Source organism: Nocardia sp. NPDC057668 (genome assembly GCF_042799795.1).
GTDB lineage: Bacteria > Actinomycetota > Actinomycetes > Mycobacteriales > Mycobacteriaceae > Nocardia.
The window spans coordinates 452,437-477,192 of record NZ_JBHVIC010000007.1; the positions used below are offsets into that span (position 1 = coordinate 452,437).

Sequence of the window (24,756 nt, forward strand, 5' to 3'; positions counted from 1 at the left end):
TTGAGTTCTCCCTTACACCCGAGCCGAGAGGATCTGATCGGCCAGCACGTCGCCGACCTTGGTGGCCGCGGCCGTCATGATGTCGAGGTTGCCCGCGTACGGCGGCAGGAAGTCGCCCGCGCCCTCGACCTCGACGAAGATCGAAACCTTCGCCAGGCCACCGGAAACCAGCGACGGCTCGTCGAACTGCGGGTCGTTCAGCAGGCGGTAGCCGGGCACGTATTCCTGGATGGACTTCTCCATGCGGAAGATCGACTCGGAGATCGCGTCGCGATCGGCGTCCTCCGGAATCGCGCAGAAGATGGTGTCGCGCATGATCATCGGCGGTTCGGCCGGATTCAGGATGATGATGGCCTTGCCGCGCTCGGCGCCGCCGATGCTCACCACGCCGTTGGAGGTGGTCTTGGTGAACTCGTCGATGTTCGCGCGGGTGCCGGGGCCGGCCGAGACCGAGGACACCGAGGCCACGATCTCCGCGTAGGACACCGGGACGACCCGGGAGACCGCGTTGACCATCGGAATGGTCGCCTGGCCACCGCAGGTGATCATGTTGACGTTCATGGCGTCCCGCAGCGAATCCAGGTTCACCGGCGGAATGACGGCGGGGCCGACGGCGGCGGGGGTGAGGTCGACCGCGCGGATGCCCGCGGCCTCGTACTTCGGCGCGTAGGCGCGGTGCACGTAGGCGGAGGTGGCCTCGAACAGCAGATCGGGCTTCTCGTCCAGGGCCAGCAGCCAGTCCGCGCCCTCGGGGGAGGTCTCGAGGCCCAGGCCGCGGGCGCGCTTGAGGCCCTCGGACTCCGGGTCGATGCCGACCATCCAGCGCGGTTCGATCTTGTCCGAACGCAGCAGCTTGTAGAGCAGATCGGTGCTGATGTTGCCGGACCCGACGATCGCGGCGGTGACTTTGCTTGCGGTCACGGCTTTCTCCTACTTCGGTGAGCTCAGCTGAAAGACAGGTGGACGTTGCCGAGCCCGGTGAACTCGGCGATGAACTCGTCACCCGGGCGGGCGTCGATGGCGCGGGTGCAGGACCCGGGCAGGATGATGTCGCCGGCCTTGAGCCGCACGCCGAAGGAGGCGACCTTGCGGGCCAGCCAGGCCACGGCGATGGTGGGATCACCCAGCACGGCGTCCGAGCGCCCCTCGGCGATGACCTCGCCGTTGCGGGTCAGCACGGCGTCGATCGCCTTGATGTCCAACTGATCCGGGGCCACGCGCTGCTTGCCGAGCACGAAGCCGGCGGAGGAGGCGTTGTCGGCGATGGTGTCGCAGAGGCCGATCTTCCAGTCCTTGATGCGGGTGTCGATCAGCTCGATGGAGGGCGCGTAGGCGACGGTGGCCTTCAGCACGTCTTCCTCGGTGCAGTCCTCGCCCGGCAGATCCGCGCCCAGGATGAAGCCGACCTCGACCTCGACGCGCGGGAACAGGTACTTGGCGGTGTCGATGGCGACGTCCTCGAAGACTTCCATCTCCTCGAGCAGATGCCCGTAGTCGGGCTCGTCGACGCCCATCATCTGCTGCATGGCCTTGGAGGACAGGCCCACCTTGTGGCCGACGACCTTGGCGCCGCCCGCGAATCGGCGGCGCATGTTGATCAGCTGGATCTCGTAGGCGTCGACGACGTCGATCTCGGGATGCCGCGCGACCAGGGGGTCGAGCGCGATGCGGTCCCGTTCCGCGACGGCGAGTTCTTCCGCCAGTTGAATCCGAAGCGCGTCGGTCAGCACGCTGTGTTCCTTCCATCAGGTGGCCAGGCTGCGGGCCATGCAGTTGAGAGCCTAGAAACTGAAACGAGTTTTTGTGAACAACATCGCCTATTCAGTCCCATCTGCCAGACCAACATAGACCAAACCAGGATTGATTCTATAACGTGTTCTACATGACTGATCGGGATTACGACGTGGTGGTGGTCGGCAGCGGTGCCGCCGGTATGACCGCCGCCCTCACCGCCGCACACCGCGGTCTGCGCGTGGTGCTCATCGAAAAGGCCGCTCACTACGGCGGTTCTACGGCGCGTTCGGGCGGTGGCGTCTGGATTCCCGGCAACAAGGTGCTCAAGGCCGCGGGCAAGGGCGACGACCTCGACGAGGCGCGCACCTACCTGTACAGCATCATCGGCGACGTGGTGCCCAAGGAGAAGATCGATACCTACCTCGATCGCGGCGCCGAGGCGTTCGACTTCGTGCTGGACAACTCGCCGCTGAAGATGACCTGGGTGCCGGGCTATTCCGACTACTACCCGGAGGCTCCGGGCGGCAAGGCGGACGGCCGTTCGTGTGAACCCAAGCCCTTCGACACCAAGATCCTCGGGGACGAGCGCTTCAAGCTGGAGCCGCCCTACAGCAAGGCGCCGCTGAACGTGGTCGTCATGCAGGCCGACTTCAAGAAGCTCAACCTGATTCGCCGCCATCCCGTCGGCATCGCCCGCGTGCTGCGGGTCGGCACCCGCTGGGCGTGGGGCAAGGTCACCGGCAAGGCGCTGGTCGGCATGGGGCAGGCCATCATCTCCGGCATGCGCAAGGGCCTCATGGACGCGAATGTGCCGGTGCTGCTGGACACCCCGCTCACCGGGCTGATCGTGGACAACGGCGTGATCACCGGCATCGAGGCCACCCAGAACGGCGAGACCGTGCGGTTCAACGCCAAGTACGGCGTGGTGCTGGCCGCGGGCGGGTTCGAGCACAACGCGGAAATGCGGCACAAGTACCAGCGCGAGCCCATCACCACCGAGTGGACCACCGGCGCCAAGGCCAACGAGGGCGACGGCATCGAGGCCGGCATCGCGGTCGGCGCGGACACCGATTTCATGGAGGACGCCTGGTGGGGTCCGACCACGTTCAAGGGTCAGGGCAAGCCCTGGTTCGCCCTGGCCGAGCGCAATCTGCCGGGCAGCATCATGGTCAACGACGACGGCGCGCGATTCGGTAATGAGTCCGCTCCTTACGTCGAGGCCGTGCACACCATGTACGGCGGCGAATACGGGCAGGGTGAGGGTCCGGGCGAGAACGTGCCGTGCTGGCTCGTGTTCGACAATCGCTACCGGAGTCGCTACATCTTCGCCGGTTTGCAGCCTGGCCAGCGGATTCCGTCCCGCTGGATGGAAAACGACCTGATCGTGGTGGCCCCGACCGTGGCCGAGCTGGCCGAGAAGATCGGTGTGCCGGCCGATAGCCTGGCCGCGACCATCGAGCGCTTCAACGGGTTCGCCGAGACCGGCAAGGACCTGGACTACCAGCGCGGCGACAGCGCCTACGACCGGTACTACGGCGATCCGACCATCAAGCCGAACCCGTGCCTGAACAAGCTCGAGGTCGGGCCGTTCTACGCGGTCAAGATGGTGCCCGGCGACCTCGGCACCAAGGGCGGTCTGGTCACCGACAACGACGCGCGCGTGCTGCGGGCGGACGGGTCGGTCATCGAGGGGCTGTACGCGGCGGGCAACAACTCCTCGCCGGTCATGGGCCACACCTACGCCGGTCCCGGCGCGACCATCGGCCCCGCGATCACCTTCGGCTACTTGGCGGCGCTCGACATCGCCGCCAAGGCGAAGAACGGTGCCGCGCCGGTCGCCGAGAAAGCCTCCTGAACCGTCCCAACCCGGTTCAGGATCGGGTTGGGCGCGCGTCCGGGTCACGTCGAATCCGCGCCCAACCCACCCGCCCCACCGGCGCCGGTTGCTCTCCGGCGCCGGTGCGGACGGGACAAACGAATGTAAACGCTTCCGGCACGGTGCTATTCGCTGAGTCGCGTGGCTCGGCCCGGTGGCACGGCCGCATGCGGTGTCCCGCCGAGCGGGCGCGCGGCTTGCGGGCGAGCGAGTCGCGTCGCAGGATCGGATCCCTGTGGGTCGCGCCGGGCTCGTTCGCGCTGACGGCAGCACGTAGCGGGGTCGCGCGCGGGCGCGCGCACCCATCGAACTCACCAGGAGAATGTCATGCCCATCGATCCGAATATCGCTCTCGGCGCGGTGCTTCCGTCCGTCGACTTCAGCTGGACGCCGAACGACGTGCAGATCTACCACCTGGCGCTGGGTGCGGGTGCGCGCTGGACCGATCCGGCCGAGCTGCGCTACCTGGACGATCGGGCCCCGCAGGTGCTGCCGACCTTCGCGACCGTCGCGCCGTTCTTCCACGAGACCGAGCCGCCGAAGGTGCAGTTCCCCGGCATCGACATCGACCTGGCCAAGGTCGTGCACGGCAGCCAGGAGATCGTGGTGCACAACCCGATTCCGGCGTCCGGCAAGGCGGTGTTCGAGCGCCGCATCAGCGAGATCTTCGACAAGGGCTCGGCCGCGGTGATCTGGCAGGAGCACACCGCCACCAGCTCCGACGGTGAGCTGCTCTGGACGGCGCGCTCGTCCATCTTCGCCAAGGGCGAAGGCGGCTTCGGCGGCGACCGCGGCCCCAGCACCAAGACCGAGCTCCCCGATCGCGCCCCCGACTTCGAGGTGCTGACCCCCACCCTGCCGCAGCAGGCCCTGCTCTACCGGATGTGCGGCGACCGCAACCCCCTGCACTCGGACCCCGAGTTCGCCCGCAACGCCGGATTCCCGAACCCGATCATGCACGGCCTCGGCACCTACGGCATCGTCTGCAAGGCCGCGACCGACGCGGTCCTGGCCTCCGACGCGACCCGGGTCCGCGCCTTCCGCACCCGCTTCGCCGGCGTCCTCTACCCCGGCGAGACCCTGCGCACCCGGATCTGGCAGCAGGGCAACGAGCTGCTGATCACCGCGACCGTGGTCGAACGCGACGACGCCCCGGTCCTGGCCGACGTGGTCCTGACCTACGCCTGATCCAGGCTGCACCCGACGATGGGCCGCGACCGGAATTCGGTCGCGGCCCATCGTCTTCCGCCCGGTGGGTGTCGGTGCGATCCGGAATACTCCGGGATCGTCGAGCCGAGGATCGAGAACGGGGCGGTAGTGCCGATCACCAACGCGCAGTTGCGCACACACGAATTCCTGCAGCTCATGTACGAGGACGAGTATTACCCGGACCATCTGGTGGAGCTGGGAAAGGCGATCCTGGTGCGGTTGTGCGAGCGGATCGAGGCCGAGCAGCCCGGGGATCTCGCGGCCCTGTATGTGCTCACGCACGCCGCCACCGAGGAATTCAACGACCTCGAGGGCGAGTTCTGTGCCGGGGGTAGCGAATTCGACACCGTGGCCCGGGAGTGGATCGGTGAAGAGTTCTGGATCCTGGCCAACGCCTACGGGTTTCACGACGCGGACTCGGAGGAGCTGATCGCCACCCGCGAGTGGTAGGCGGGGCGTTGCCGGATCAGCCGCCCACCAGGTAGGCGACCAGGAAACCGGCGGCGGTCGCCATGCCCACCCACCAGCCGCCTTCGCGGTACGCCTCGGGCATCAGGGACGTGGCCAGGACGGCTATGGTCGCGCCGCCGGCGAAGGCTTGCACGGCGCTGACGCCCGTACCGGAGAGGTTGTCCGACAGGGCGTTTCCCAGGACGGTGACCGCCACCAGGACCACTGCGGTGGCGAACCACAGCGCGAAGGCGCGGCGGGGGCGGAAGTCGTGTTGCTCGCGCATCAGGGCCGCGCCGCTGATCGCCTCGGGGGTGTTGCCGACGGCCACCGCGACCAGCAGCACCAGGCCGCCGCCGTCGTTCAACGATGTTCCCAGCGCTATGTTTTCGGGGATGCCATCCAGGATCGTGCCCAGCAGTAGCGCCCAGCCGATGGCGGCCGCGCCCAGGCGGCGGTCGATCCAGTGGTCGGCCAGGACGTAGACCCCCGCACCGCTCAGCAGCGCGACCCCGGCCACGACGAGCCCGTCGCGCTGGAACGCGGGCTCGAACAGTTCGGCCGAGACCGCGGCGATCATGGTGCCGGACCCGAACGCCAGCAGCGAGGCGAGCAGCGGGCGGGGCAGGGTCCAGCGCAGCCCGATCGCGGCTCCGATCAAAAGCGGTAGGGCCGTGCCCAATCCGTACCAGAGCGCTTTCACCATGCCGCATCGTAGGCCGCCTCCCGGGGCGGTCCGCGCGAGCGTGAGCGGCGTTTCGCGACCCGGCCCCGCGAGGTCGTTCGCAGATCTCCGTCGGTGGACTCATGGACAAAAACAGAAGATCCGGAGGCATTCAAAGTCTTCGATCGGCTGCATAGCGTTGACGCCATCAGATCGGCAAAGTTATCCGGGAGGTTGTCATGCGTGCGGTTGTGCAGAAGGAATTCGGCGGGCCCGAGGTGCTGGAGGTGGTCGAGGTCGCGAAGCCGGAACTGCTCTCCGGCGAGGTGCTCGTGCGGGTGCACGCCGGATCGGTGAATCCGGTGGATGTGGCCGTGCGGGCGGGATACTTCCCGCTGCTGGGGCAGCCGCCGTTCAGCGTCGGCTGGGACTACTCCGGGGTGGTGGAAGCCGTCGGGCCCGGCGCGCGGTATCGGGTCGGCGACGAGGTGTTCGGCATGCCGTTCTTCCCGAGGGCCGCAACCGGTTACGCGGAATACGTGGCCACACCGTCGCGGCAGGTGGCGCGCAAGCCGGCATCGCTCACCCACGTCGAGGCCGCGGCGGTGCCGCTGGCGGCGCTGACCGCGTGGCAGGGCCTGGTCGACCGGGCCGGAATCGGTTCCGGTGACCGGGTTCTGGTGCATCGCGCGGCCGGCGGGGTCGGGCATTTCGCGGTGCAGATCGCCAAGGCGCGCGGGGCGTACGTCATCGCGCTGGCGAGCGAACCCAAGCACGACTTCGTGCGCTCGCTCGGCGCGGACGAGGTGATCGACTACCGCACAACGGATTACACCGAGGTGCTGCGGGACCTGGAGGTGGTGTTCGATTCCAACGCCGACGGCGAGCGCGCGCTCACGGTGCTGAAGCCCGGCGGTGTGCTGGTGAGCATCATGGAGCACGTCTCGCCCGAGCGAGCGGCCCAGGTCGCGGCCGCGGGCCGCCGATTCGCGGGCGTCTCGGTCGAACCGGACTACGCCGCCCTCGAAGCCCTCGCCGAGCTGATCGACGCCGGGCAGCTGCGCCCGCACGTCTCCGCGGTGTTCCCCCTGGAGCAGGTGGCCCGCGCGCACGAGGCGGTGGGATCGGGGCAGACTGTCGGCAAGGTGGTGCTCACCGTGGGCGACCGGAACTGATCCGGGCCCCGGCGGTGCGAATCGAGGAGAGCGGCGAAATGGATGTCCTCACGGAGGCTTTGGCGTCGATGCGGACCGGCGTGCCGTCCTCGGTGCGCACCGAGGGCCGGGCCCCGTGGGGGATGCTGCTCCCGCCGGTGCTGGGCGCGGGTTTCCACGTGGTGCTCCAGGGCGCCTGCTGGATCATCCCGAACGCCGAGACCGCTCAGGCCATCGCCCTGAGCGCGGGCGATGTGATCTTCCTGCGCGACGGCGCGGGCCACATCCTGGCGGATCATCCGGACACCCCCGCGGCGGTCCCGCGCCCCGATCAGTACTCCGCGCACCGCCCCCCGATCGGCGCGGTCACCCTCGGCGGCGACGGGCCGCTCACCAGCCTGCTGTGCGGCAACTATCACCTGGACGGCGCCCGCAGGCATCCGCTGCTGCGCCAGCTTCCGGAGTTCATTCACCTGCCGGCCCGGCACGGCCACCACCCCGGCCTGACCGCCGCGATCCAGCTGCTCGGCGCCGAACTCGACGATCCGCGCGTCGGCTCGCACGGCATCGTCCCGGCCCTCATCGACTCGCTGCTGCTCTACATCCTGCGCGCCTGGATAGAAGACCAGCCCGCGGACGTGAACGTGGGCTGGGCGGCGGCTCTGCGCGATCCGATGATCGCCCCCGCCCTCGCCGCGATGCACGAGGACCCCGCCGCTCCCTGGACCGTCCAATCCCTGGCCGACCACGCGGGTTTGTCCCGCGCCGCCTTCGCCAAACGCTTCGCCACGATGGTCGGCGAACCGCCCCTGTCCTACCTGACGCACTGGCGCCTGACCACCGCCGCCAAACTCCTGCGCGAAGCCGACCTCCCCGTCTCCATCGTCGCGGCCCGCACCGGCTACACCTCCGAGTTCGCCTTCGGCAAGGCCTTCAAACGCGAGTACGGCCTCGCCCCCGGCCAGTACCGCCGCCGTTCGCACGCCGCCGCTTGACCCGGTAGCGAAACAGCCCGGGCGGCAAGCGAACTCGTGGATCGTCGGTGCGCGCCGCGTCCGCCGCGGACGCGCGGTTGATATCGCGGTGATCGTGATCGTCAGGCGGCGGGTCGGGTGGCGGGCTGGAACCGGAACGACAGCGCCTCCATGAGCGGCTTGCGCTGCGTCTTCTGCACCGCGGCGATCAGCCATCGCTCCCCGTCGCGAACGACGGTGTAGGTGGCGAGCTTGCCGAGCTTCTTCGGCTCGTTCTTCGACGATTCCCCCCGCGTCATGACAATGGCGGTATCGCTTCCGTACCTCCGGATTTCGAGCACCCGCACGGTAAGCCGCGTGCCCTTCAGAAAGCTGTCGAACAACGCCTGATGAGCCCGCCCGATCTCGCCGCCGCCCCGGTACACGGTCCCGGCGAAGGTGACGTCGCTGGCGTCGGCGGTGAAGCACTCGCCATAGGCGCCGCCGTCCCCCCGCTCCCACGCGTCCTGACTCCGCCGGATGAGCGCGGTGATGGCGTCGGTGTCCACGGTGTCCACGGTGTTCTCCTCTCGCTGTTCAGGGCGAGGCTCGCCCCGGCTCGCTCGACGCGAGAGATATTTCTTCTTAAAAGAAGTATCTGCGTCAAAGAAGATAATACGAGCGGGGTCGAGCCGCTGTCAACAGCCGGCCTGGACGGCAAGCCGATCACCCAGCACCCGCAGGTGAGACGTGGCATTGCCGCTCGCGAACTCGTTGCGCTTGGCGGCCAGGAAGTACCGCTGGAGTGGCAAGTCCAGGTAGATGCCGGAGCCGGCGTGGATGTGCACGGCGGTGTGCGCCACCCGATGGCCGGCTTCGGCTGCCCAGAAGGCGGCCACCGCGAGCTCCGAATCCGCCGGTAGCCCCTGGGATTCGCGCCAGGCCGCCTGCCAGAGTGAGAGGCGGACCGCGTCCACGTCGATCAGGGCGTCGGCCAGGCGCTGACGCACCGCTTGGAACGATCCGATCGGCTTGCCGAATTGCTCTCGAAGCACGGCGAATTCGGCGGTCATCGCCAGGGCGCGTTCGAGTACGCCGAGTTGATGCGCGCAGGTGGCGAGGGTCGACCGTCGTCGCGCCCAGGCGGCGGGAGTCCCCATGCCGGCGGTGCCGTCGGACGATCCGGCGGGTTCGGGCCCGACGACAGCCACGCTGGGAACAACGGCGCGGTCGAACTCGAGCAGGGCGGCGTCCTCGGCGTCGACGACTCGTTGTCGCCGGACGGTCACGCCGGCTGTGCCACGGTCGACCATGGCCAGCAGCGGGCCGTCCGGGGTGTGCGCCTCGACGAGGAACGCGGCGGCGTGCGCACCCCCGGGGACGACGCCGCGCGCACCGCTCAGCTGCCAGCCGGCCCCGTCGCGCGTGGCGGTCACCATGGGATACTCGCCGCTCAACACGGGGGAGAGGGTGGTTTCACCGCGTAGAGCGGGAGCCGCCCAGCGCGCGACCTGCGCCGGTGCGCCGAAGCGGGCGAGGGCGGCGGCGCAGACGGAGACGCTCGCCGCATAGGGAACCGGCGCCGCGGCCCTGCCGATCTCGGTCAGGACGGCGCACTGCTCCAGGACGCCGAAGCCGCCGCCCATCGGTTCGGGCAGTGCGGCATCCAGGATTCCGGCGGTGGCGAAAGCGCGCCACAGGGCCGGATCGAAGCCGGTGGTATCGGGGTGCGGGTGCGCGGCGGTCCAGGCGGAGACCAGGTCGCGGGTGAGGCCGGACAGGTCCTGCTGCGCCTCGGTGAGTTCGAAATCCATGACGGTTCCTCGTGATTCAGCGGGTGACGGGCAGGCCGAGCGCGGTCTTGGCGATGATGTCGCGCTGGACCTCGTTCACGCCGCCGCCGAAGGTCAGGATCAAGGCCGAGCGGTGGTAGCGCTCGATGCGACCGCGCAGCAGCGCCCCGGGGGAGTCGGTGCGGATCAGTGCATCGGTCCCGAGCACCTCCATGAGCAGCCGATAGGCCGCGATGGCGAACTCGGTGCCGAAAACCTTGGTGGCAGAGGCCTCTTCGGGTCCGAGTTCGCCCGATTCGAAGGCCCAGGCGGTACGCCGGTTGCGCAACTCCAGGTACTCGACGTGCGCGTGCACCCGGGCCAGGTGGATCCGCACCCATTCGGAGTCGATGACCCGGGCGCCATCGGCCCGGCGCGTCGCCCGCGCCCACGCGAGCACCTGCCGCAGGGACTCACGCAACGGTGCGGCCGAACTCAACGCCACTCGTTCGTGATTGAGCTGGTTGGTGATCAGCGGCCACCCCAGGTTCTCCCCGCCGACCAGATTCTCGGCGGGCACTCGGACCCGCGTGTAGTAGGTGGCGCTGGTGCCCACCCCGGCCATGGTGTGGACCTTGGTCCAGGAGAAGCCCTCGACGTCGGTGGGGACCATGAGAATGGACAGTCCGCGGTGCTTGCCCGCGGTCGGGTCGGTCCGTGCGGCCAGCCACACGTAGTCGGCGTACTCGATGAGACTGGTCCACATCTTCTCGCCGTCGATCACGTACTCGTCCCCGTCGCGCGTCGCCCGGGTGCGCAGCGACGCGAGATCGGTGCCCGCCTCGGGCTCGGAGTAGCCGATCGAGAAATGCAACTCGCCCTTGGCGATTCGCGGCAGATACGCGGCCTTCTGCGCCTCGGTGCCGTACCGCATGATGGTCGGTCCCACCGTGTTGACGGTCAGATACGGAATCGGCACGCCGGCTCGCGCCGCCTCGTCGGTGAAGATCAGCTGCTCCACCATCGGCCTGCCCTGCCCGCCGTACTCCACGGGCCAGCCCAGCGTCAGCCAGCCGTCCCGGCCGAGGGTGCGCACGAGTTCCCGGTACGCGACCCCGTCGCCGTGCTCGCCCCCCGGCCCGCCGGTCAACCCGGCCCGCAACTCCGGCGTCATGAGTTCGTCGAAGTAGTCAACTAGCCGCCGGCGCAGCCGATTCTGTTCCTCGGTGAAGCTGATGTGCATCGGCCGAATGTGGCACGCGGACCCGGCGCGCAGCCCGATCTGGCAGGAAGCTGCCATCGGGCGCGGTCCGGCCCCGTGCGGGCACATGATGGGAACATGCGGCAGCACAAGGCTATTGCGCCCGGCATCGTCCGGCTGCGCCCCAGCGCGGATCTGAACGGGGACGTGCGGAAATTGCTGAGCCGGGTGCGCAGCGAGGCGGTGCTCGCGATCTCCAGTCCGGTCCGCCTGCCTCGGCACCGGGGCCTCGGCCACACCGCGGTTCGCGATCTGATGGCCACCGGAAAGCAGCTGCGACTGCTGTATTCGGCCGACTACCTGGACGCGCGAGATCGTCGCCCACTGCTGGAAGACGCCAGTCTCGGCCCCACCATCCGGGTCGCCGCCACCGACTTCCACAACACGTTCATCATCGACCGCCATGCCGCCGTGCTCTGGAGCGGGGCGGGCGCCCGCCGGCCCTACATGGTCATGGTCCGCGATGCCGCTCTGATCGGAGCCCTCCACCAATTCGCCACCATGACTTGGGAATCCGCCGTCCGACCACCACTGTGCCCCGACTCGCCCCTCGTATCGCTCGACGAGCGCACCCGTTCGGTCCTGCACACCCTCGATCGCGGCCTGACGGACGAGGTGGCCGCCCGCGAACTCGCCATGTCGGTCCGTACCTACCGCCGCCACGTAGCCGATCTCATGACCCGCCTGGAGGTCTCGACCCGCTTCCAGATCGGGGTGCACGCGGCCCGGCTGGGCCTGCTACGCCCGGAATAGCCCGGGCGGGGGTCAGCCCTGGGTGGCGGGGAGGAGGTGGGTGCGGGCGAAGGTCCGGGCCTGGTCGTCGGTGTCGAGGGGGAAGACGCTGTCGGGGATCAGGAGCAGGGTCAGGGAGAGGCGGGCCGCCACCTCGGCGGCGGCTTCGGGGTCGATGCCTTCGATGTCCTCGGCCTGGCGGAGCTGGTCGGCGAAGTACGTGCGGGCGGTCGCCAGGAGCGTCGCGCCGTAGGTGATGACGAAGGGGCGGCCGCCTTCGTCGGCGAGCAGGACCCGGTTGGTGAGCGGATCCGCGCGCAGGGTCCGCAGCGCGATCGCGAAACCCTCGGCCGCGCGGTCGCGCACGTCGGTGTGCTGGGCGACCGCGGCCGACACCTCGCTCAGCACCCGGCCGAGCCAGGTCGTGAGCGCGGTGGTCACCACGCTGTCCTTGCTGGGGAAGGCCCGGTAGACGGTGGCGCGATGCAGGCCGGCGCGGCGGGCGATGTGTTCCATGCGCACGCGGTCGATGCCGTGCTCACGGAACTCCGCCAGCGCCGCGTCGATGATCCGCAGCACCTGCGGGTCCGTCTCGGACTCGCCCGCCGGCGGGGCGAGTGCGAAGGCTGCAGGCTGCTGCGGGGTGCTGCGCATGGGCTAACTCTGCCTCACCGCCCGCGCATGGCGCATACCCGCGAGGGCGCGCGGGTGGTAGCGCACCGTCTCGGGCAGCAGCGGCCAAGCGGTGCGCAGCGCGGTAGTCAGCGCGCGGAAGTGCAGTCGATCGGCGGCGTTGTAGCGCAATCCCAATGTCCGCCGGGATGATTCGGGCAGCAGTCCCGCGATGAGCACCCGGAACTCGTTCATGATCAGCGGCCGGAGCAGCCGTTCCACGGGCGGCGGCAGATACGGCAACCGCAGTGAACTGGTGAATCGCACCCGGTCGAGCAGCCAGCGCGCTTCGGCGGTGTTCTCGAGCACGTTGGCGCTGATGTCCTCGAAGTACTGCGCGAAGGCCGCGTAATCCTCGGGCAGCGGGCGATCGCTGAGGCCGTAACGGCGGTACCAGGTCTTGGTCTGCTGGTACATCTGTTCGCGTTCGGCGTCGCTCAATCCCCGATCGAACACATCGGCCACGGCGATGACGGCCTGCACCATGGTCGCGTGCGTCCAGAAATAGGTCTCCGGATGCAGTGCGTGATAACGCTTCCCGTGCACGTCCGTACCGCGGATGTCGCGGTGGTAGTCGCGCACCCGGGCGCCGGTGCCCGCGTCGGCCGGGTCGTAGACGGTGCCGATGATCTCCGGAATCGATCGCAGCACCCGGTCCCACGGATCGCCGAAGAAGTCGGAGTGGTCGGTGACGCCCGCGGCCACGGCGGGATGCATCAACTCCATGAGCCCGAAGGGCGCGGCGACCAGGAAGATGCGCTGATCGCCCAGGTAGCGCCACAGCAGCGTGTCCAAGCCCAGGGCGGGCTCCTCCGCGGCGGCGTCCGGAACGGCGTACGGGTGTGCGGTCATCGTTGACCCCTCTCGGCTGTGCGACAAAATTACGATAACTGTCGCAAATGTCCGAGGCAAGGCCCGCTCGATCGCCCGGATCCGCGGGCCCCGGTCGCGCGCGGCTTCGATTCGACGCAATCTGGCGACTCGGGACCGGTCAAAAACGTGTAAACCTCGCGAAACGGCCAGGTGCGGTAACTATTTCGTGGTCCAATCAGAAGAACTCGGTAATGGGTTCGCCGTAATGCATTCGTACTCTTCGGTTTTGAATATTTTGAAGCAGTACAGTTTCGAAGGATGATTCGGCGATTCCGCGTACCGCACGAAGGAGTCGATCATGACCCGTCCGTATATCGCACCCGCGTCGCGTCCGGCCATTTATCACGGCACCCCATCCCGCTACGCGGTGTTCTCCGACCGGGACCTGCAGGCGTGGCTGGGTGACCATCCGCTCGGCTGCCAGGGCGGACTGTGTGAGATGCGGGCGTATCTGGTGGCGGAGGTGCGGCGGCGGGAGCTGCGCGGCCGCTAGCGGTAGCAGACCCAGTTCTCCTCGACCTTGCGGGCTTGGACGTTGGGGGACTGGTACTGCCAGATGCACGCGATCTGGGTGTTGATCTCGGACTGGCACACCCAGGTCTTGGTGTCACCCGCGAGGGTCACGACCGCGGACTGGACGTTGTCGCTGGTCGGGAAGGTCACTCGGCAGTAGCCGGGCATGTCCTTGATGCCGCTGACGGCCACGTCGTCCGGCCGGTAGCAGACACCGCTGTAGGGATCGTCGCGCGAGAAGCGCAACTGCATGTCGGTGCGCTTGTACTGCCAGTTGCACGCCTGGTCGAGCTGGATCTCGGCCATGCACTGGGTGCCGTTGACGCCGGTGAACCCGTAGGAGATGCAGTGCTGGGCCAGGTCGAGCCCGCCGATCGCCACCGAGGCGGCCGGTTTCGTCTTACTCGTCATATACCGTTGCCCGCCAATGAATCCGGCGAACAGCAGCAGCGCCGAAGCCGCGACGCATCCGATGACGATCCAGACGCGTTTCGGGATCTTTTTCAGCTGCGGTACGACATGGGTGGATATCGGCTCGATGAGGCTGGAGAAGAAGCTGTCGATCATCGTTGCCCCCGGGAGAGGAATAACCCAGGGTAACAACGTCGTAGGGTGCGGTGGTGCCTGCTTACGCCGATGAGATCGTGCAATATGCCGCCGGATTGATCCAGGCGCGGGTGCGACTCGACACCGGTGAGATCGCGGCCCGGTTCGGGATCTCCCGGTCGACCCTGTTCCGGCGGGTCGGCAATCGGGAGAAGCTGATGGGCGAGGCGCTGTGGTGGCTGGCGCGCGGCGCGCTGGATCGAGCCCGGAGCCGCTGGGAGCGGGACTACGGCGGCGTGGTGCGCAACGACGAGGGCCGGCTGCGTTACCTGTGGATTCTCGAGCGCTACGGCCTGGCGATCATGCGCGATCAGGGCTTCGTCTGGCTGCTGGAGAACGACCACCTGACCGCCATGCGGGTGCTGACCGATCCGGCGGGCGCGGTCCAGCCGCGCCTGATCGCCGCGCACCTCGAGCTGCTCACCCGCGACGTCGCCGACGCCGGGCTCACCCCCCTGGTCGATCTGGAGACCCTGGCCTTCGCCGTCGTCCGCCTGGCGGACGCGCTCTTCTACTCCGACATCATGGCTGGTCACACCGAGCACTTCCCGAAGGTGACGCTGCTGCTGCGGCAGCTGGTGGAAGGCGCCGTGCAAATTCCCCGCTAAGGCCTGCGCACCCGAACCTGTTCGGCCGGAATCGAACCCACCCCTTGTGAAACACATTCGGAATGTGTTTCAGTGGCGTGACCCGGACCACTCCGCAGGGCCCGCGGCGCGGTCATCACCCGGGTACCCGCTCGTCCGGTACCCGGCCGATATCACCTGTGAGAGAACATGATTCGCCGCACCACGGCCGGACGGCTCGCCGTCACCGCCGCGCTCGCCCTGCTCACCGCCGCCGCCCCCGCCTTCGCCGAACCGGCGCCCGCGGCCGTGAACGACTGGTCCTGCACGCCGTCCGCCGCCAATCCCCGCCCGGTCGTCCTGGCCCACGGCACCGGCAGTTCGTCGGCCGCCAACTGGGTCACGCTCGCCCCGCTGCTGAGCGCCGCGGGCTACTGCGTGTTCGCCTTCGACTACGGCGAGACCCCGGCCTCGCTCGGAATCTTCAAGGGGCTCGGCGACATTCCCGCCTCGGCCCGCACCATGTCCGACTTCGTGGACCGGGTGCTCGAACGCACCGGAGCCGAAAAGGTGGACGTGGTGGGGCATTCCCAGGGCGGCGGCGTGCTGCCCAACTACTACATCAAGCGCCTCGGCGGCGCGGCGAAGGTGCACGCGCTGGTCGCGATGGCGCCGAGCAACCACGGCACCACCACCTTCGGGCTGGCCGGGCTCGCGGGCGCACTCGGCCTGACCGATCCGCTCGCGGGGATGTTCGGGGTGCTGCAGACCCCCGCGTTCGCCCAGCAGTCCATCGCCTCGCCGGTGGTCACCGAGCTGTACGCCGACGGCGACACCGTGCCGGGTGTGCGCTACGCGGTCATCCAGACCCGCAACGACGCGGTGATCACCCCGTACACCAACGCGTTCCTGAGCGGCGGCGACGTCACGAACATCCTGCTGCAGGACCGGTGTCCCGGCGACCCGGTCGGGCACATCGGCATGTACAAGGACGGCCCGACCATGCAGTACATCCTGAACCTGCTGGGGCCCAACGATCCCGGCTTCGCGCCGGACTGCACCGGATACGGTCCGGGCATCTGAACGACAGCGCCCCCGGTGATGATCACCGGGGGCGCGGGACGATCGGCAGCGGGCTCAGAGCCAGGTGTCGAGCGTGGTATTCGTCAGGAAGTGCTCCAGGTCGGCGCGCCACGGCGCGGGGACCGTCTTGTCCGGCTCGATGGCCGTGTACTGCCCGCGGTAGAACAGCAGCGGACGCCCGGAATCGGTGGACTCCGAGAGCGCCCGCACGCGGCCGATCACGATGTAGTGATCGCCGCCGTCCACCACCCGGTCGACGACGCACTCGATGGTGGCGAGCGCGTCGTCCAGGACCGGGAGCTCCAGTTCCGAAGTGCGCCAGCCGACCCCGGCGAACTTGTCGGGTTCGCGAGAGCCGAAGCGGGCGCAGACCGGCTGCTGCTCCTCGGCCAGGATGTTGACGCAGAACTTGCCGCTGGCCTCGATGGCCGCCCAGGACTTGGAACCCTTGGTGGGGCAGAACAGGACCAGGGGCGGTTCGAGGGAGAGGGCGGCGAACGATTGGCAGGCGAAGCCGATCGGCGCACCGTCCTCGCCGAAGGTGGTGATGACGGTGATACCGGTGCAGAACTGGCCCAGCACATTTCGGAACTGCCGCGGATCGATGCCCGGCTGTTCGTCGGTCGTGGTCATTGGTTCGTCGCCCTCTTCGTTCGCGCTACTTGAATCCGACGGTGAAGTCGTGACCCCACAGGCTGACCGCCGTGGACTCCCGGGCTATCCACGAGTAATCGTCGACTTCCAATCCCTCGCAGCCGAATTCGATGTCGAATCCGCCCGGCGTCTTCATGTAGAACGACAGCATCTTGTCGTTGATATGGCGACCGAGGGTGGCCGACATCTTGACCTTCTTGCGGTTGGCCCGGTCCAGGCACAGCCCGACATCGTCGGAGTTCTCCACCTCGACCATGAGGTGCACGATGCCGGTCGGGTTCGGCAGCGGCAGGAACGCCAGCGCGTGATGGCGCGGGTTGCAGCCGTAGAACCGCAGCCACGCCGGATCACCGTCGGCGGGGCGTCCCACCATCTGCGGGGGCAGCCGCATCGAGTCACGCAGGCGGAAGCCCAGGACGTCCTGGTAGAACGCCTGTGCGGCCGCGTCGTCGGTGCAGGTGAGCACCACGTGGCCCAGACCCTGCTCGGCGGTCACGAACTTGTGGCCGTACGGGCTCACGAAGCGGCGGCCCAGGTACTGCATGCCGTAGAACGCCTCGAGCACGTTGCCGGCGGGATCCGAGAACCTGATCATGCCCTCGACGCGACGTTCGGCGAGCTCTTCCTTACTGCCCTCGACGAAGCTCACGTCGTGCTTGGCGAGAGTTTCCCGAAGTCGTTGCAGCGCGGGCCCGTCGGTGACCTCCCAGCCCGAGACGAGCAGCCGGTCGCTCTCGTGCGGCACGATGACCAGGCGCGCCGGGAAATCGTCCATCCGCAGGTAGAGGGCGTCCGGATCGGGTCCGGTGCCCTCCATCATGCCGAGCACCTTGAGCCCGTAGTCGCGCCAGGCCGCCATGTCGGTGGCGCCGATGCGCATGTATCCGAGAGCTCGAATACCCATGGTCACTTCTCCTTGACGCCGAGCAGGAAGTCGGTTGCCAGGCGGTTGAATTCGTCGAACTTCTCGAGCTGCGCCCAGTGCCCGCAGCCGCCGAACACGTGCAGCTGCACGCGCGGCACCATCTTCAGCGCGATGAGCGCGCCGTCGATCGGGTTCACCCTGTCCTCGCGGCCCCAGACCATGAGCACGGGCTGACGCAGCTTGTAGGCGTCGCGCCAGATCATGCCCTTCTGGAAGTCCGCGCCCGCGAAGGACTTGCCCATCGCGCGGGTGGCCTCGAGGGACTCGGGCAGCGACGCCGAGGCGAAGCGCTCCTCGATCAGCTCGGGGGTGATGAGCTTCTGGTCGAACACCATGATCCGCAGGAACGCCTCGAGGTTCTCGCGGGTCGGCTGGTAGTTGAACTTGCTCAGCAGCTTGACGCCCTCGGTGGGGTCCGGCGCGAACAGGTTGGTGGACAACCCGCCGGGGCCCATGAGCACGAGCTTGCCGGCGCGGTCCGGGTAGTCCAGCGCGAACCGGGTCGCCGCGCCGCCGCCGAGCGAATTGCCCAGCAGGTGAACGCGATCGGTGATCCCCAGGGTGTCCAGCAGGTCCTTGAGAGCGGACGAGCTGTGCACGAAGTACTGCGGATGATCGACCGGCTTGTCGGACAGCCCGAAGCCGGGCTGATCCACCGCGAGCACGTGGAATTCGCGCGCCAGCACCGGGATGTTCCTGGCGAAATTGGACCACGACGACGCGCCGGGGCCGCCGCCGTGCAGCAGCACGATGGTGGGGCCGTTGCCGACGCCCGCCTCGTGGTAGTGCAGCTTCAGGTCCGGGCGGACCTGGGCGAACTTCGAGGTGGACTCGAAGGTGATCTCCTCGACAGTGGTCATGGGCTAGACCATCGTGTCGGTGATCGGGAGCCCGAACGCGTGGGTGCCGTACATGACGTAGGCGCGCTCGGCGTCGTTGGCGGCATGCACGCGGCCGGCGTGCGCGTCACGCCAGAAGCGCTGCAGCGGAGTGCCGTTGGCCAGTGCGGTGGCGCCCGAAGCCTCGAAGAGCTTGTCGATGGAGGCCACGGCCCGGCCGGTGGCGCGGACCTGGTCGCGGCGGGCGCGGGCGCGCACGTCGAACGGCACGTCCTCACCGGCGACCAGCAGCGCGTACTCGTCGGCCACGTTGCCCGAGAGCTGACGCCAGGCGGCGTCGATGTCGCTGGCGGCCTCGGCGATGCGGACCTTGCCGAACGGGTCGTCCTTGGCGGCCTCGCCGGCGTAGGCCGCGCGCAGGCGCTTGCCCTGGTGCTCCACGTGCGCCTCGTACGCGCCGTAGGCCATGCCGACGATCGGCGCGGAGATGGTGGTGGGATGGATGGTGCCCCACGGCATCTTGTACACCGGATCGGTGTTCAGCTCGAGGCCCGGGGACTTCAGCTCGCCCATGGCGCGGAAGCTCAGGAAGCGGTGCTTGGGCACGAAGACGTTCTCCACCACGATGGTGTTGGAGCCGGTGCCGCGCAGGCCGACCACGTTCCACACATCGTTGATGGTGTACTCGCTGCGGGGGATGAGGAAGCTGCCGAAGTCGACCGGCTTGCCGTTCTTGATGACCGGACCGCCGACGACGACCCAGTCCGCGTGGCCCGAGCCCGACGACCAGGCCCAGGAACCGTTCACGGTGTAGCCGCTGCCGTCCTCGGTCACCAGGCCCGCACCCATGGGCGCGTAGGAGGAGGAGATGCGGACGTCGGTGTTCTCGCCCCACACCTCTTCCTGCGCGCGCTGGTCGAACAGGGCCAGGTGCCAGTTGTGCACGCCGATGATGCCGGCGACCCACCCGGTGGAACCGCACGCGCTGGCGATCTTGCGGACGGTGTCGTAGAAGACGACCGGGTCCGCAGCGTAGCCGCCCCACTGGCGCGGCTGCAGCAGCTTGAAGAAGCCGGCCTGCTGGAGTTCCTTGATGGACTCCTCGGGAATCTGCCGCAGGTCCTCGGCTTGCTGGGCCCGCTCGCGGAGAGTGGGCAGCAGTGCCTCGACCCGCTCAACTACTTCTTGCGTCATCGCGCCAGTTGCTCCTGCCTGGGTAATCGGGCGGTTCTCGTTTGTCTCTGAGACTAGAACACGTTCTTATTTATGTCGAGAACAGAGGCCGTCGGCCGGACCGATCCGGGCGCGGCGTGCCTCACAAGGACTTTTGTCCGTTGTTTGGGCGGACAGCTGGCGTGAAGCGCCGCTGTTTTGTAACGTGTTCTAGTACTTCCAGAGGAGGATGACAATGTCGACAACCCCGCCGGGTCCCCGTGGGAAGGTTCGCGAAATCGACGTGGGTGCCATGCCCACCCGGTACGCCCGGGGCTGGCATTGCCTGGGTCTCGCGAAAACCTTCCGTGATGGCAAGCCGCACTCGGTCAGCGCCTTCGGGACCAAGCTGGTCGTATTCATGGACAGCAAGGGCGATCTGAAGATCCTGGACGGCTACTGCCGGCATCTGGGTGGCGATCTTTCCATGGGCGAGGTCAAGGGCGATTCCATCGCGTGCCCGTTCCACGATTGGCGCTGGGGCGGCGATGGCAAGTGCACCGGAATCCCGTACGCGCGGCGCGTTCCGCCGTTGGCGCGCACGCGGTCCTGGCACACGCTCGAGCGCAACGGGCAGCTGTTCGTCTGGCACGACCACGAGGGCAGCAAGCCCACCGACGAGGTCACCATCCCGTACATCGACGGGCCGTTCAAGGACGCGCAGGGCAACCAGCTCGAGGAGCTGTCCGGCGAGTGGACGGACTGGACCTGGAACTCGTTGCTGATCGAGGGCGCCAACTGCCGCGAGATCATCGACAACGTCGTGGACATGGCTCACTTCTTCTACATCCACTACGCGTACCCGACGTATTTCAAGAACGTGTTGGAGGGCCATATCGCCACCCAATACCTCGAGACGAAGGGGCGTCCGGACAAGGGCGCGGCGGCCGAGGCCGGCATCGACACGCTGCTCAAGTCCGAAGCCTCGTACTTCGGGCCGTCGTACATGGTCAACCCGCTGCTGAACATCTACAGCGGCTTCGAGGTCAAGACCGTGCTGATCAACTGCCACTACCCGGTCACGCAGAATTCGTTCGTGCTGCAGTGGGGCGTCGCGTTGCAGAAGCCCAAGGGTCTGCCCGACGACCAGGCGGAGAGCTTCGCCCGCAAGATGACCGACGGCGTCAGCGAGGGCTTCCTGCAGGACGTCGAGATCTGGAAGCACAAGTCCAAGATCGACAACCCGCTGCTCACCGAGGAAGACGGCCCGGTGTACCAGCTGCGCCGTTGGTACGACCAGTTCTACGTCGACGTCGCCGACGTGGATCCGAAGTCGACGCAGCGCTTCGAGTTCGAGGTCGATACCACCAAGGCCAATGAAGCCTGGGCCATCGAGGTCGAGGAGAATATGGCCAAGAAGCGCGAAGCCAAGGAGGCTGCCGAGGCCGCCGACGCCGCGGGCGCTGAGACCTCGCAGGAGGCGAACGTCTGATGACCACCTGGGCGAAGGCACCCGATTTCGCGGACCGTCCCGAGCGGCAAGCGCAGGTGCGCGCCCAGACGGTCATCGACAAAGCGCACTACATGGAGTCCGGGCTGACGCCGATCGCGTGCCAGTCCTGCGGGACCGAAGTCATGGTTCGCAAGCACAGCTCGAACCAGAAGACGGTGCAGTGGACGGTCAACCCGGCCGATCACTGCCCGGTCTTTCGCAAGATGGCCGAGGCCGGGCCGATCTTCGGCAAGCCGGACTCCTGCCCGAACCTCGAGAAGACCATCGACCACGCGGTCGCGGAGGGTCTGCTCGAAATAGACGACTAGAACCGGCGCGAGCCGGCGCGGTCGGAACCCGGAACGGCGACACCGCTCACCAAGGCATGTTCGCCGTCCACCGGGCGGGCGGATCGGCACACCCATCGGGTGCCACCGCCCGGGGCTCGACGCCCCTGCTGGACATCGGGATCGAGGATGATCTCCCCACCCCCGATGTCGGCAGTAGGCCCGCACTCGTACGTCACAGTTCCTCGATGCTCCACGTGATGCCGTGCGGCACGAGGGAATTCAGAAACTCCGCGGGGTCGAAGGCCTCGGCCGGCGCCAGCGCGCCCGGCCGGATCCCGCCCGCCGCCAGTCGTATCGCGACCTCGACCGCCATGATCGCCGAATCCCGGTAGGAATCCACGCCGTCGACCAGTCCGCGCACGCCCGCGCCATCGGCGCCGTGCGCGTCGACGATCATGTAATAGCGCAGATCGGCGTCCGGCGCCTCCGGCATGGAATCCAGTGCCGCGTCGGTGAATCCGCTCAGATGGGCGTTGATGGAAGCCGCCACCGCACCCGCGACGTAGGCCACCTCCGAATGTCGAGGAATGGTCAGCACCGAGGACTGCGGGAACTTCACCACCGGGGTCGGCGCGGTGTCCCCGGGGAAGGTCAGCTCCGGGTGCTTGGTCGCCACGCTCGTCCGGAGCACGCCGTCCTCGTAGTGGTAGCCGCCGCCGATGAACCAATCCCGGCTCGCCAGCACGGTTTTGGCGCTGCCCTTGGAGCCGTTGCCGCCGCTGCGACTGAGATGGCTCAGCACCAGCTCGGCCGGGCCCTGCACCCGGCGGGCGACCAGGTGGCCCAGGAGATCGCCGGTCAGGTTGTTGTCGGTGATGCCCGGCAGCAGCGTGACGCCCGCGGCTTCGGCTGCCGCGCCGTGGTTTTCGAAGACGCGCTGCAGGAACAGCTGCTCGCCCGAGGTGTCGGTGTAGTGCGCGCCCGCGGCGACGGCCGCGGCCACCACGGCCGCGCCGGTCTTCACGAAGGCGGACAGCGCGCTGATCACGACGTCCGCGCCGGTGAACGCGGCCACCAGGGCCGCGTGATCGTTCAGGTCGGCGATGCGGATCTCGGCGTCCGGCAGGCCCGCCGCGGCGGCGGCCGCCCGCAGCCGGTCGGCGTTGCGGCCGACCAGGATCGGGGTCGCGCCCAGCGCGCGAATCCGGTCGAGGATGTACCCGGCGGTGTGGCCGGTCGCGCCGTAGAGGGCGATCGTGGCGGGCCCGCGGGGCGCGGTGGGCGCACCGCCCGGGGAAGTGGCGGGGGTGGCTGCACCGCTGGGGGACGTGGCGGAGGTGCTCGCACCGCCCTGGGTGGTGGACGTGGTGGCTGCCGGGGTGGTGGAAGGGGTGGCTGCCGGGGTGACGCTGGTCGATGTCATGTTCTCGAGATTAATGAGCGAATATGAGCATTTGAATGGCTGTATTGCTCGCTTTGATATCCGATTCGCTCAGATGCCGAGTGTGGAAGTCATGTCACCCGCGCGCTAGTCTGGCGGCGTGGACATCCTCAGCGAGACCATCGCGGCCATTCGCACCGCCAATCCCACCTCGGGGATGTTCGTCCGGCACGCGCCGTGGGGGCGCAGCTATCCGATCGTGCCGGGCACGGGATTCCATGTGGTGCTGCAGGGTTCGTGCTGGGTGCTGACCCCGGCGGGCGAGTCGATCGCGCTCGGGGCCGGGGACGTGCTGCTCATGCCGCGCGGCGCGGATCATCTGCTGGCCGACGATCCGGGCACGCCCATCACCGAGATCGCCCGGCCGGGGGAGCCGCGCGAGATCGTCGGCCCGGGTCCGCGCACGGCGCTGCTGTGCGGCGCCTACGCGCTGGGCGGGCGGCGCGGTCATCCCATGCTGGACGAGCTTCCCGAGTTCATTCACCTGCCCGCGCGGCCCGGCCGGCATCCGGCGCTGCGCTCGGCGGTCGATCTGCTCGCCGGGGAGCTGTCCGAGCCGCGGCCCGGATCGGACGCCGTGGTGCCCGCACTGCTGGACGCCCTGCTGCTGTTCGCGCTGCGCGCCTGGTTCGACGAGCAGGCGGCGGCGCGCGCGGCGGGTTGGGCGGGCGCGTTCACCGACCCGGCGGTGGCCATGACGCTGCGGGCGATTCACGAAGCGCCCGAAAAGAACTGGACGGTACCTGAACTCAGCGAGCTGGCCGGGGTGTCGCGGGCGACCCTGGCGCGGCGCTTCACCGCCACGGTCGGTGAGCCGCCGCTGGCGTACGTCACCCGCTGGCGCATGCTCACCGCCGCGCGCCTGCTGCGGGAAACCGATACGCCGTTGGCCGGAATTGCCCGAAAAGTCGGATATCAATCGGAATTCGCGTTCGCGAAAGCCTTCAAACGCGAGTACTCCCTCGCGCCCGGACAGTATCGGCGTGCGATCGACGCCCCGGATGTCATTGCGGTGTAAGGCTTCTCGAATCGCAGTGGATGTGCGCGCGAAAAGCGCTCTACCCTGGTCAAGATGACGGATTGGCGAAGGCGCACGGGGCCGATCGGGGTCCTCACCGGAGCGGGTATCTCTACCGATTCCGGAATTCCGGATTTCCGTGGTCCGCGCGGGGTCTGGAAGTCCGATCCCATTGCCGAACTGCTGTCGACGTATCAGAACTACGTGGCCGACCCCGAACTGCGCGTGCGTTCCTGGCGGGCCCGTCGCGACAATCCCGCCTGGGCGGCCCGGCCCAACTCCGCGCACGACGCACTCGTCCGGCTGGCCGGGGCGGGGCGCGAGGTCGGCATCATCACCCAGAACATCGATCGGCTACACCAGCGCGCCGGGTCCGAATCGGTGGTCGAGATCCACGGCAACATGTTCGACGTGGTCTGCGTCGACTGCGAGTTCACGGCCACCATGCGCGCCACCCTGGACCGTGTCGCGGCCGGGGAGCCGGACCCGCCCTGCCCGGACTGCGGGGGCATCCTCAAGGCCGACATCATCATGTTCGGCCAGCAACTGGACCCCGAGGCCATCCGCGCGGCGATCGAGATCGCCGAGGGCAGTGCCATCTTCCTGGCCATCGGCACCTCGCTCCAGGTCGAGCCCGCGGCGTCGGTCTGCGCGCTCGCGGTGGACGCGGGCGCGGATCTGATCATCGTCAACGCCGAGCCCACGCCCTACGACGCGTACGCCGCCGAACTGGTGCGCGAACCCATCGGGGCGGCGCTGCCGCGGCTGGTCGAGGAATTGCTCGCGGCCTGATCCACGGGCCGGCGCAACTGTTCCGGTGCGCTCGA

The 24,756-nt window shown here is 68.4% G+C and carries 27 protein-coding genes; 13 read left to right on the plus strand and 14 right to left on the minus strand.

Annotated features, from left to right (window positions below):
- Nucleotides 1-12: 12 nt before the first annotated feature.
- Both ACFVBH_RS35400 and ACFVBH_RS35405 read right to left on the minus strand, forming a co-directional pair.
- Nucleotides 13-921 (minus strand): acetaldehyde dehydrogenase (acetylating), encoded by a 909-nt coding sequence (locus ACFVBH_RS35400; protein WP_354989731.1) that lies wholly within the window; start codon nt 919-921, stop codon nt 13-15.
- A gap of 23 nt (nt 922-944) precedes the next feature.
- Nucleotides 945-1,730: a 2-keto-4-pentenoate hydratase gene (locus tag ACFVBH_RS35405; protein ID WP_354989730.1), complete on the minus strand. Its 786-nt coding sequence runs from the start codon at nt 1,728-1,730 to the stop codon at nt 945-947.
- Nucleotides 1,731-1,873: 143 nt separating this feature from the next.
- On the opposite strand from ACFVBH_RS35405, the gene kstD reads away from it, so the two are divergent.
- The 3 genes from kstD (at nt 1,874) to ACFVBH_RS35420 (ending at nt 5,269) form a co-directional block, all read left to right on the plus strand.
- Nucleotides 1,874-3,589, plus strand: a complete 1,716-nt coding sequence (gene kstD / locus ACFVBH_RS35410) for a 3-oxosteroid 1-dehydrogenase (RefSeq protein ID WP_379008516.1) — start codon at nt 1,874-1,876, stop codon at nt 3,587-3,589.
- Nucleotides 3,590-3,937: 348 nt separating this feature from the next.
- A complete protein-coding gene (locus ACFVBH_RS35415) occupies nt 3,938-4,798 on the plus strand; it encodes a MaoC/PaaZ C-terminal domain-containing protein (RefSeq protein WP_379008518.1) in 861 nt (286 codons plus the stop codon).
- Between the two features lie 129 nt (nt 4,799-4,927).
- Nucleotides 4,928-5,269, plus strand: a complete 342-nt coding sequence (locus ACFVBH_RS35420; protein ID WP_379008521.1) for a DUF5713 family protein — start codon at nt 4,928-4,930, stop codon at nt 5,267-5,269.
- A gap of 16 nt (nt 5,270-5,285) precedes the next feature.
- Here ACFVBH_RS35420 and ACFVBH_RS35425 read toward each other — a convergent pair whose 3' ends face one another.
- Entirely contained in the window at nt 5,286-5,975 is a 690-nt protein-coding gene (locus ACFVBH_RS35425; RefSeq protein WP_354989726.1) for a ZIP family metal transporter, read from the minus strand.
- A gap of 197 nt (nt 5,976-6,172) precedes the next feature.
- Between ACFVBH_RS35425 and ACFVBH_RS35430 the strand changes: the two genes are divergently transcribed.
- Nucleotides 6,173-7,108, plus strand: coding sequence for an NADP-dependent oxidoreductase (locus ACFVBH_RS35430; RefSeq protein WP_379008524.1), 936 nt, complete (start codon nt 6,173-6,175; stop codon nt 7,106-7,108).
- A gap of 38 nt (nt 7,109-7,146) precedes the next feature.
- Nucleotides 7,147-8,082 (plus strand): AraC family transcriptional regulator, encoded by a 936-nt coding sequence (locus ACFVBH_RS35435; RefSeq protein ID WP_354989724.1) that lies wholly within the window; start codon nt 7,147-7,149, stop codon nt 8,080-8,082.
- Between the two features lie 101 nt (nt 8,083-8,183).
- On the opposite strand, the gene ACFVBH_RS35440 is transcribed toward ACFVBH_RS35435, so the two are convergent.
- The 3 genes from ACFVBH_RS35440 to ACFVBH_RS35450 all read right to left on the minus strand — a co-directional run bounded on the left by ACFVBH_RS35440 (nt 8,184) and on the right by ACFVBH_RS35450 (nt 11,055).
- Nucleotides 8,184-8,618, minus strand: coding sequence for an SgcJ/EcaC family oxidoreductase (locus tag ACFVBH_RS35440; protein WP_379008527.1), 435 nt, complete (start codon nt 8,616-8,618; stop codon nt 8,184-8,186).
- Nucleotides 8,619-8,738: 120 nt separating this feature from the next.
- On the minus strand, nt 8,739-9,854 hold the full coding sequence (locus tag ACFVBH_RS35445; RefSeq protein WP_379008529.1) for an acyl-CoA dehydrogenase family protein: 1,116 nt from the start codon (nt 9,852-9,854) through the stop codon (nt 8,739-8,741).
- 16 nt (nt 9,855-9,870) lie between these two features.
- Nucleotides 9,871-11,055, minus strand: a complete 1,185-nt coding sequence (locus ACFVBH_RS35450; RefSeq protein ID WP_379008531.1) for an acyl-CoA dehydrogenase family protein — start codon at nt 11,053-11,055, stop codon at nt 9,871-9,873.
- Between the two features lie 96 nt (nt 11,056-11,151).
- Between ACFVBH_RS35450 and ACFVBH_RS35455 the strand changes: the two genes are divergently transcribed.
- A complete protein-coding gene (locus ACFVBH_RS35455) occupies nt 11,152-11,826 on the plus strand; it encodes a hypothetical protein (protein ID WP_379008533.1) in 675 nt (224 codons plus the stop codon).
- Between the two features lie 12 nt (nt 11,827-11,838).
- On the opposite strand, the gene ACFVBH_RS35460 is transcribed toward ACFVBH_RS35455, so the two are convergent.
- Nucleotides 11,839-12,459: a TetR/AcrR family transcriptional regulator gene (locus tag ACFVBH_RS35460; RefSeq protein WP_379008535.1), complete on the minus strand. Its 621-nt coding sequence runs from the start codon at nt 12,457-12,459 to the stop codon at nt 11,839-11,841.
- Nucleotides 12,460-12,462: 3 nt separating this feature from the next.
- Nucleotides 12,463-13,329 (minus strand): oxygenase MpaB family protein, encoded by an 867-nt coding sequence (locus ACFVBH_RS35465; RefSeq protein WP_354989719.1) that lies wholly within the window; start codon nt 13,327-13,329, stop codon nt 12,463-12,465.
- A gap of 319 nt (nt 13,330-13,648) precedes the next feature.
- Between ACFVBH_RS35465 and ACFVBH_RS35470 the strand changes: the two genes are divergently transcribed.
- A complete protein-coding gene (locus ACFVBH_RS35470) occupies nt 13,649-13,843 on the plus strand; it encodes a hypothetical protein (RefSeq protein WP_354989718.1) in 195 nt (64 codons plus the stop codon).
- On the opposite strand, the gene ACFVBH_RS35475 is transcribed toward ACFVBH_RS35470, so the two are convergent.
- The gene (locus tag ACFVBH_RS35475) at nt 13,840-14,430 is read right to left on the minus strand and encodes a hypothetical protein (protein ID WP_354989717.1); all 591 of its coding nucleotides are present in this window, start codon (nt 14,428-14,430) and stop codon (nt 13,840-13,842) included. The two genes, ACFVBH_RS35470 and ACFVBH_RS35475, sit on opposite strands and share 4 nt — an antisense overlap.
- Before the next feature lie 53 nt (nt 14,431-14,483).
- On the opposite strand from ACFVBH_RS35475, the gene ACFVBH_RS35480 reads away from it, so the two are divergent.
- Together ACFVBH_RS35480 and ACFVBH_RS35485 are read left to right on the plus strand one after the other, a co-directional pair.
- Complete coding sequence (locus tag ACFVBH_RS35480) at nt 14,484-15,077, plus strand: QsdR family transcriptional regulator (RefSeq protein WP_379008539.1); 594 nt, start codon at nt 14,484-14,486, stop codon at nt 15,075-15,077.
- Between the two features lie 168 nt (nt 15,078-15,245).
- Nucleotides 15,246-16,118, plus strand: coding sequence for an esterase/lipase family protein (locus ACFVBH_RS35485; RefSeq protein WP_379008541.1), 873 nt, complete (start codon nt 15,246-15,248; stop codon nt 16,116-16,118).
- 54 nt (nt 16,119-16,172) lie between these two features.
- On the opposite strand, the gene hsaB is transcribed toward ACFVBH_RS35485, so the two are convergent.
- From hsaB to hsaA, 4 genes are read right to left on the minus strand one after another with little or no spacing between them, the layout of a single operon-like run.
- Nucleotides 16,173-16,751: a 3-hydroxy-9,10-secoandrosta-1,3,5(10)-triene-9,17-dione monooxygenase reductase subunit gene (gene hsaB, locus ACFVBH_RS35490; RefSeq protein ID WP_379008543.1), complete on the minus strand. Its 579-nt coding sequence runs from the start codon at nt 16,749-16,751 to the stop codon at nt 16,173-16,175.
- Nucleotides 16,752-16,776: 25 nt separating this feature from the next.
- A complete protein-coding gene (gene hsaC, locus ACFVBH_RS35495; protein ID WP_354989477.1) occupies nt 16,777-17,676 on the minus strand; it encodes an iron-dependent extradiol dioxygenase HsaC in 900 nt (299 codons plus the stop codon).
- A 2-nt stretch (nt 17,677-17,678) separates the two neighbouring features.
- Nucleotides 17,679-18,557 (minus strand): 4,5:9,10-diseco-3-hydroxy-5,9,17-trioxoandrosta-1(10),2-diene-4-oate hydrolase, encoded by an 879-nt coding sequence (gene hsaD, locus ACFVBH_RS35500; RefSeq protein WP_379008545.1) that lies wholly within the window; start codon nt 18,555-18,557, stop codon nt 17,679-17,681.
- 3 nt (nt 18,558-18,560) lie between these two features.
- Nucleotides 18,561-19,730 (minus strand): 3-hydroxy-9,10-secoandrosta-1,3,5(10)-triene-9,17-dione monooxygenase oxygenase subunit, encoded by a 1,170-nt coding sequence (gene hsaA, locus ACFVBH_RS35505; RefSeq protein ID WP_354989479.1) that lies wholly within the window; start codon nt 19,728-19,730, stop codon nt 18,561-18,563.
- A gap of 214 nt (nt 19,731-19,944) precedes the next feature.
- Between hsaA and ACFVBH_RS35510 the strand changes: the two genes are divergently transcribed.
- Together ACFVBH_RS35510 and ACFVBH_RS35515 are read left to right on the plus strand one after the other, a co-directional pair.
- The gene (locus ACFVBH_RS35510; protein ID WP_379008548.1) at nt 19,945-21,180 is read left to right on the plus strand and encodes a Rieske 2Fe-2S domain-containing protein; all 1,236 of its coding nucleotides are present in this window, start codon (nt 19,945-19,947) and stop codon (nt 21,178-21,180) included.
- Nucleotides 21,180-21,509, plus strand: a complete 330-nt coding sequence (locus tag ACFVBH_RS35515; RefSeq protein ID WP_354989481.1) for a hypothetical protein — start codon at nt 21,180-21,182, stop codon at nt 21,507-21,509. Before ACFVBH_RS35510 ends, ACFVBH_RS35515 begins: the two co-directional genes overlap by 1 nt.
- A 193-nt stretch (nt 21,510-21,702) precedes the next feature.
- Here ACFVBH_RS35515 and ACFVBH_RS35520 read toward each other — a convergent pair whose 3' ends face one another.
- Nucleotides 21,703-22,893, minus strand: coding sequence for a saccharopine dehydrogenase NADP-binding domain-containing protein (locus ACFVBH_RS35520; protein WP_379008550.1), 1,191 nt, complete (start codon nt 22,891-22,893; stop codon nt 21,703-21,705).
- 118 nt (nt 22,894-23,011) lie between these two features.
- Between ACFVBH_RS35520 and ACFVBH_RS35525 the strand changes: the two genes are divergently transcribed.
- Nucleotides 23,012-23,929 carry an AraC family transcriptional regulator gene (locus ACFVBH_RS35525; protein ID WP_379008552.1) on the plus strand — a complete coding sequence of 306 codons (918 nt, stop codon included), beginning with the start codon at nt 23,012-23,014 and terminating at the stop codon, nt 23,927-23,929.
- Nucleotides 23,930-23,983: 54 nt separating this feature from the next.
- Nucleotides 23,984-24,721: a Sir2 family NAD-dependent protein deacetylase gene (locus ACFVBH_RS35530; RefSeq protein WP_354989484.1), complete on the plus strand. Its 738-nt coding sequence runs from the start codon at nt 23,984-23,986 to the stop codon at nt 24,719-24,721.
- Nucleotides 24,722-24,756 lie beyond the last annotated feature (35 nt).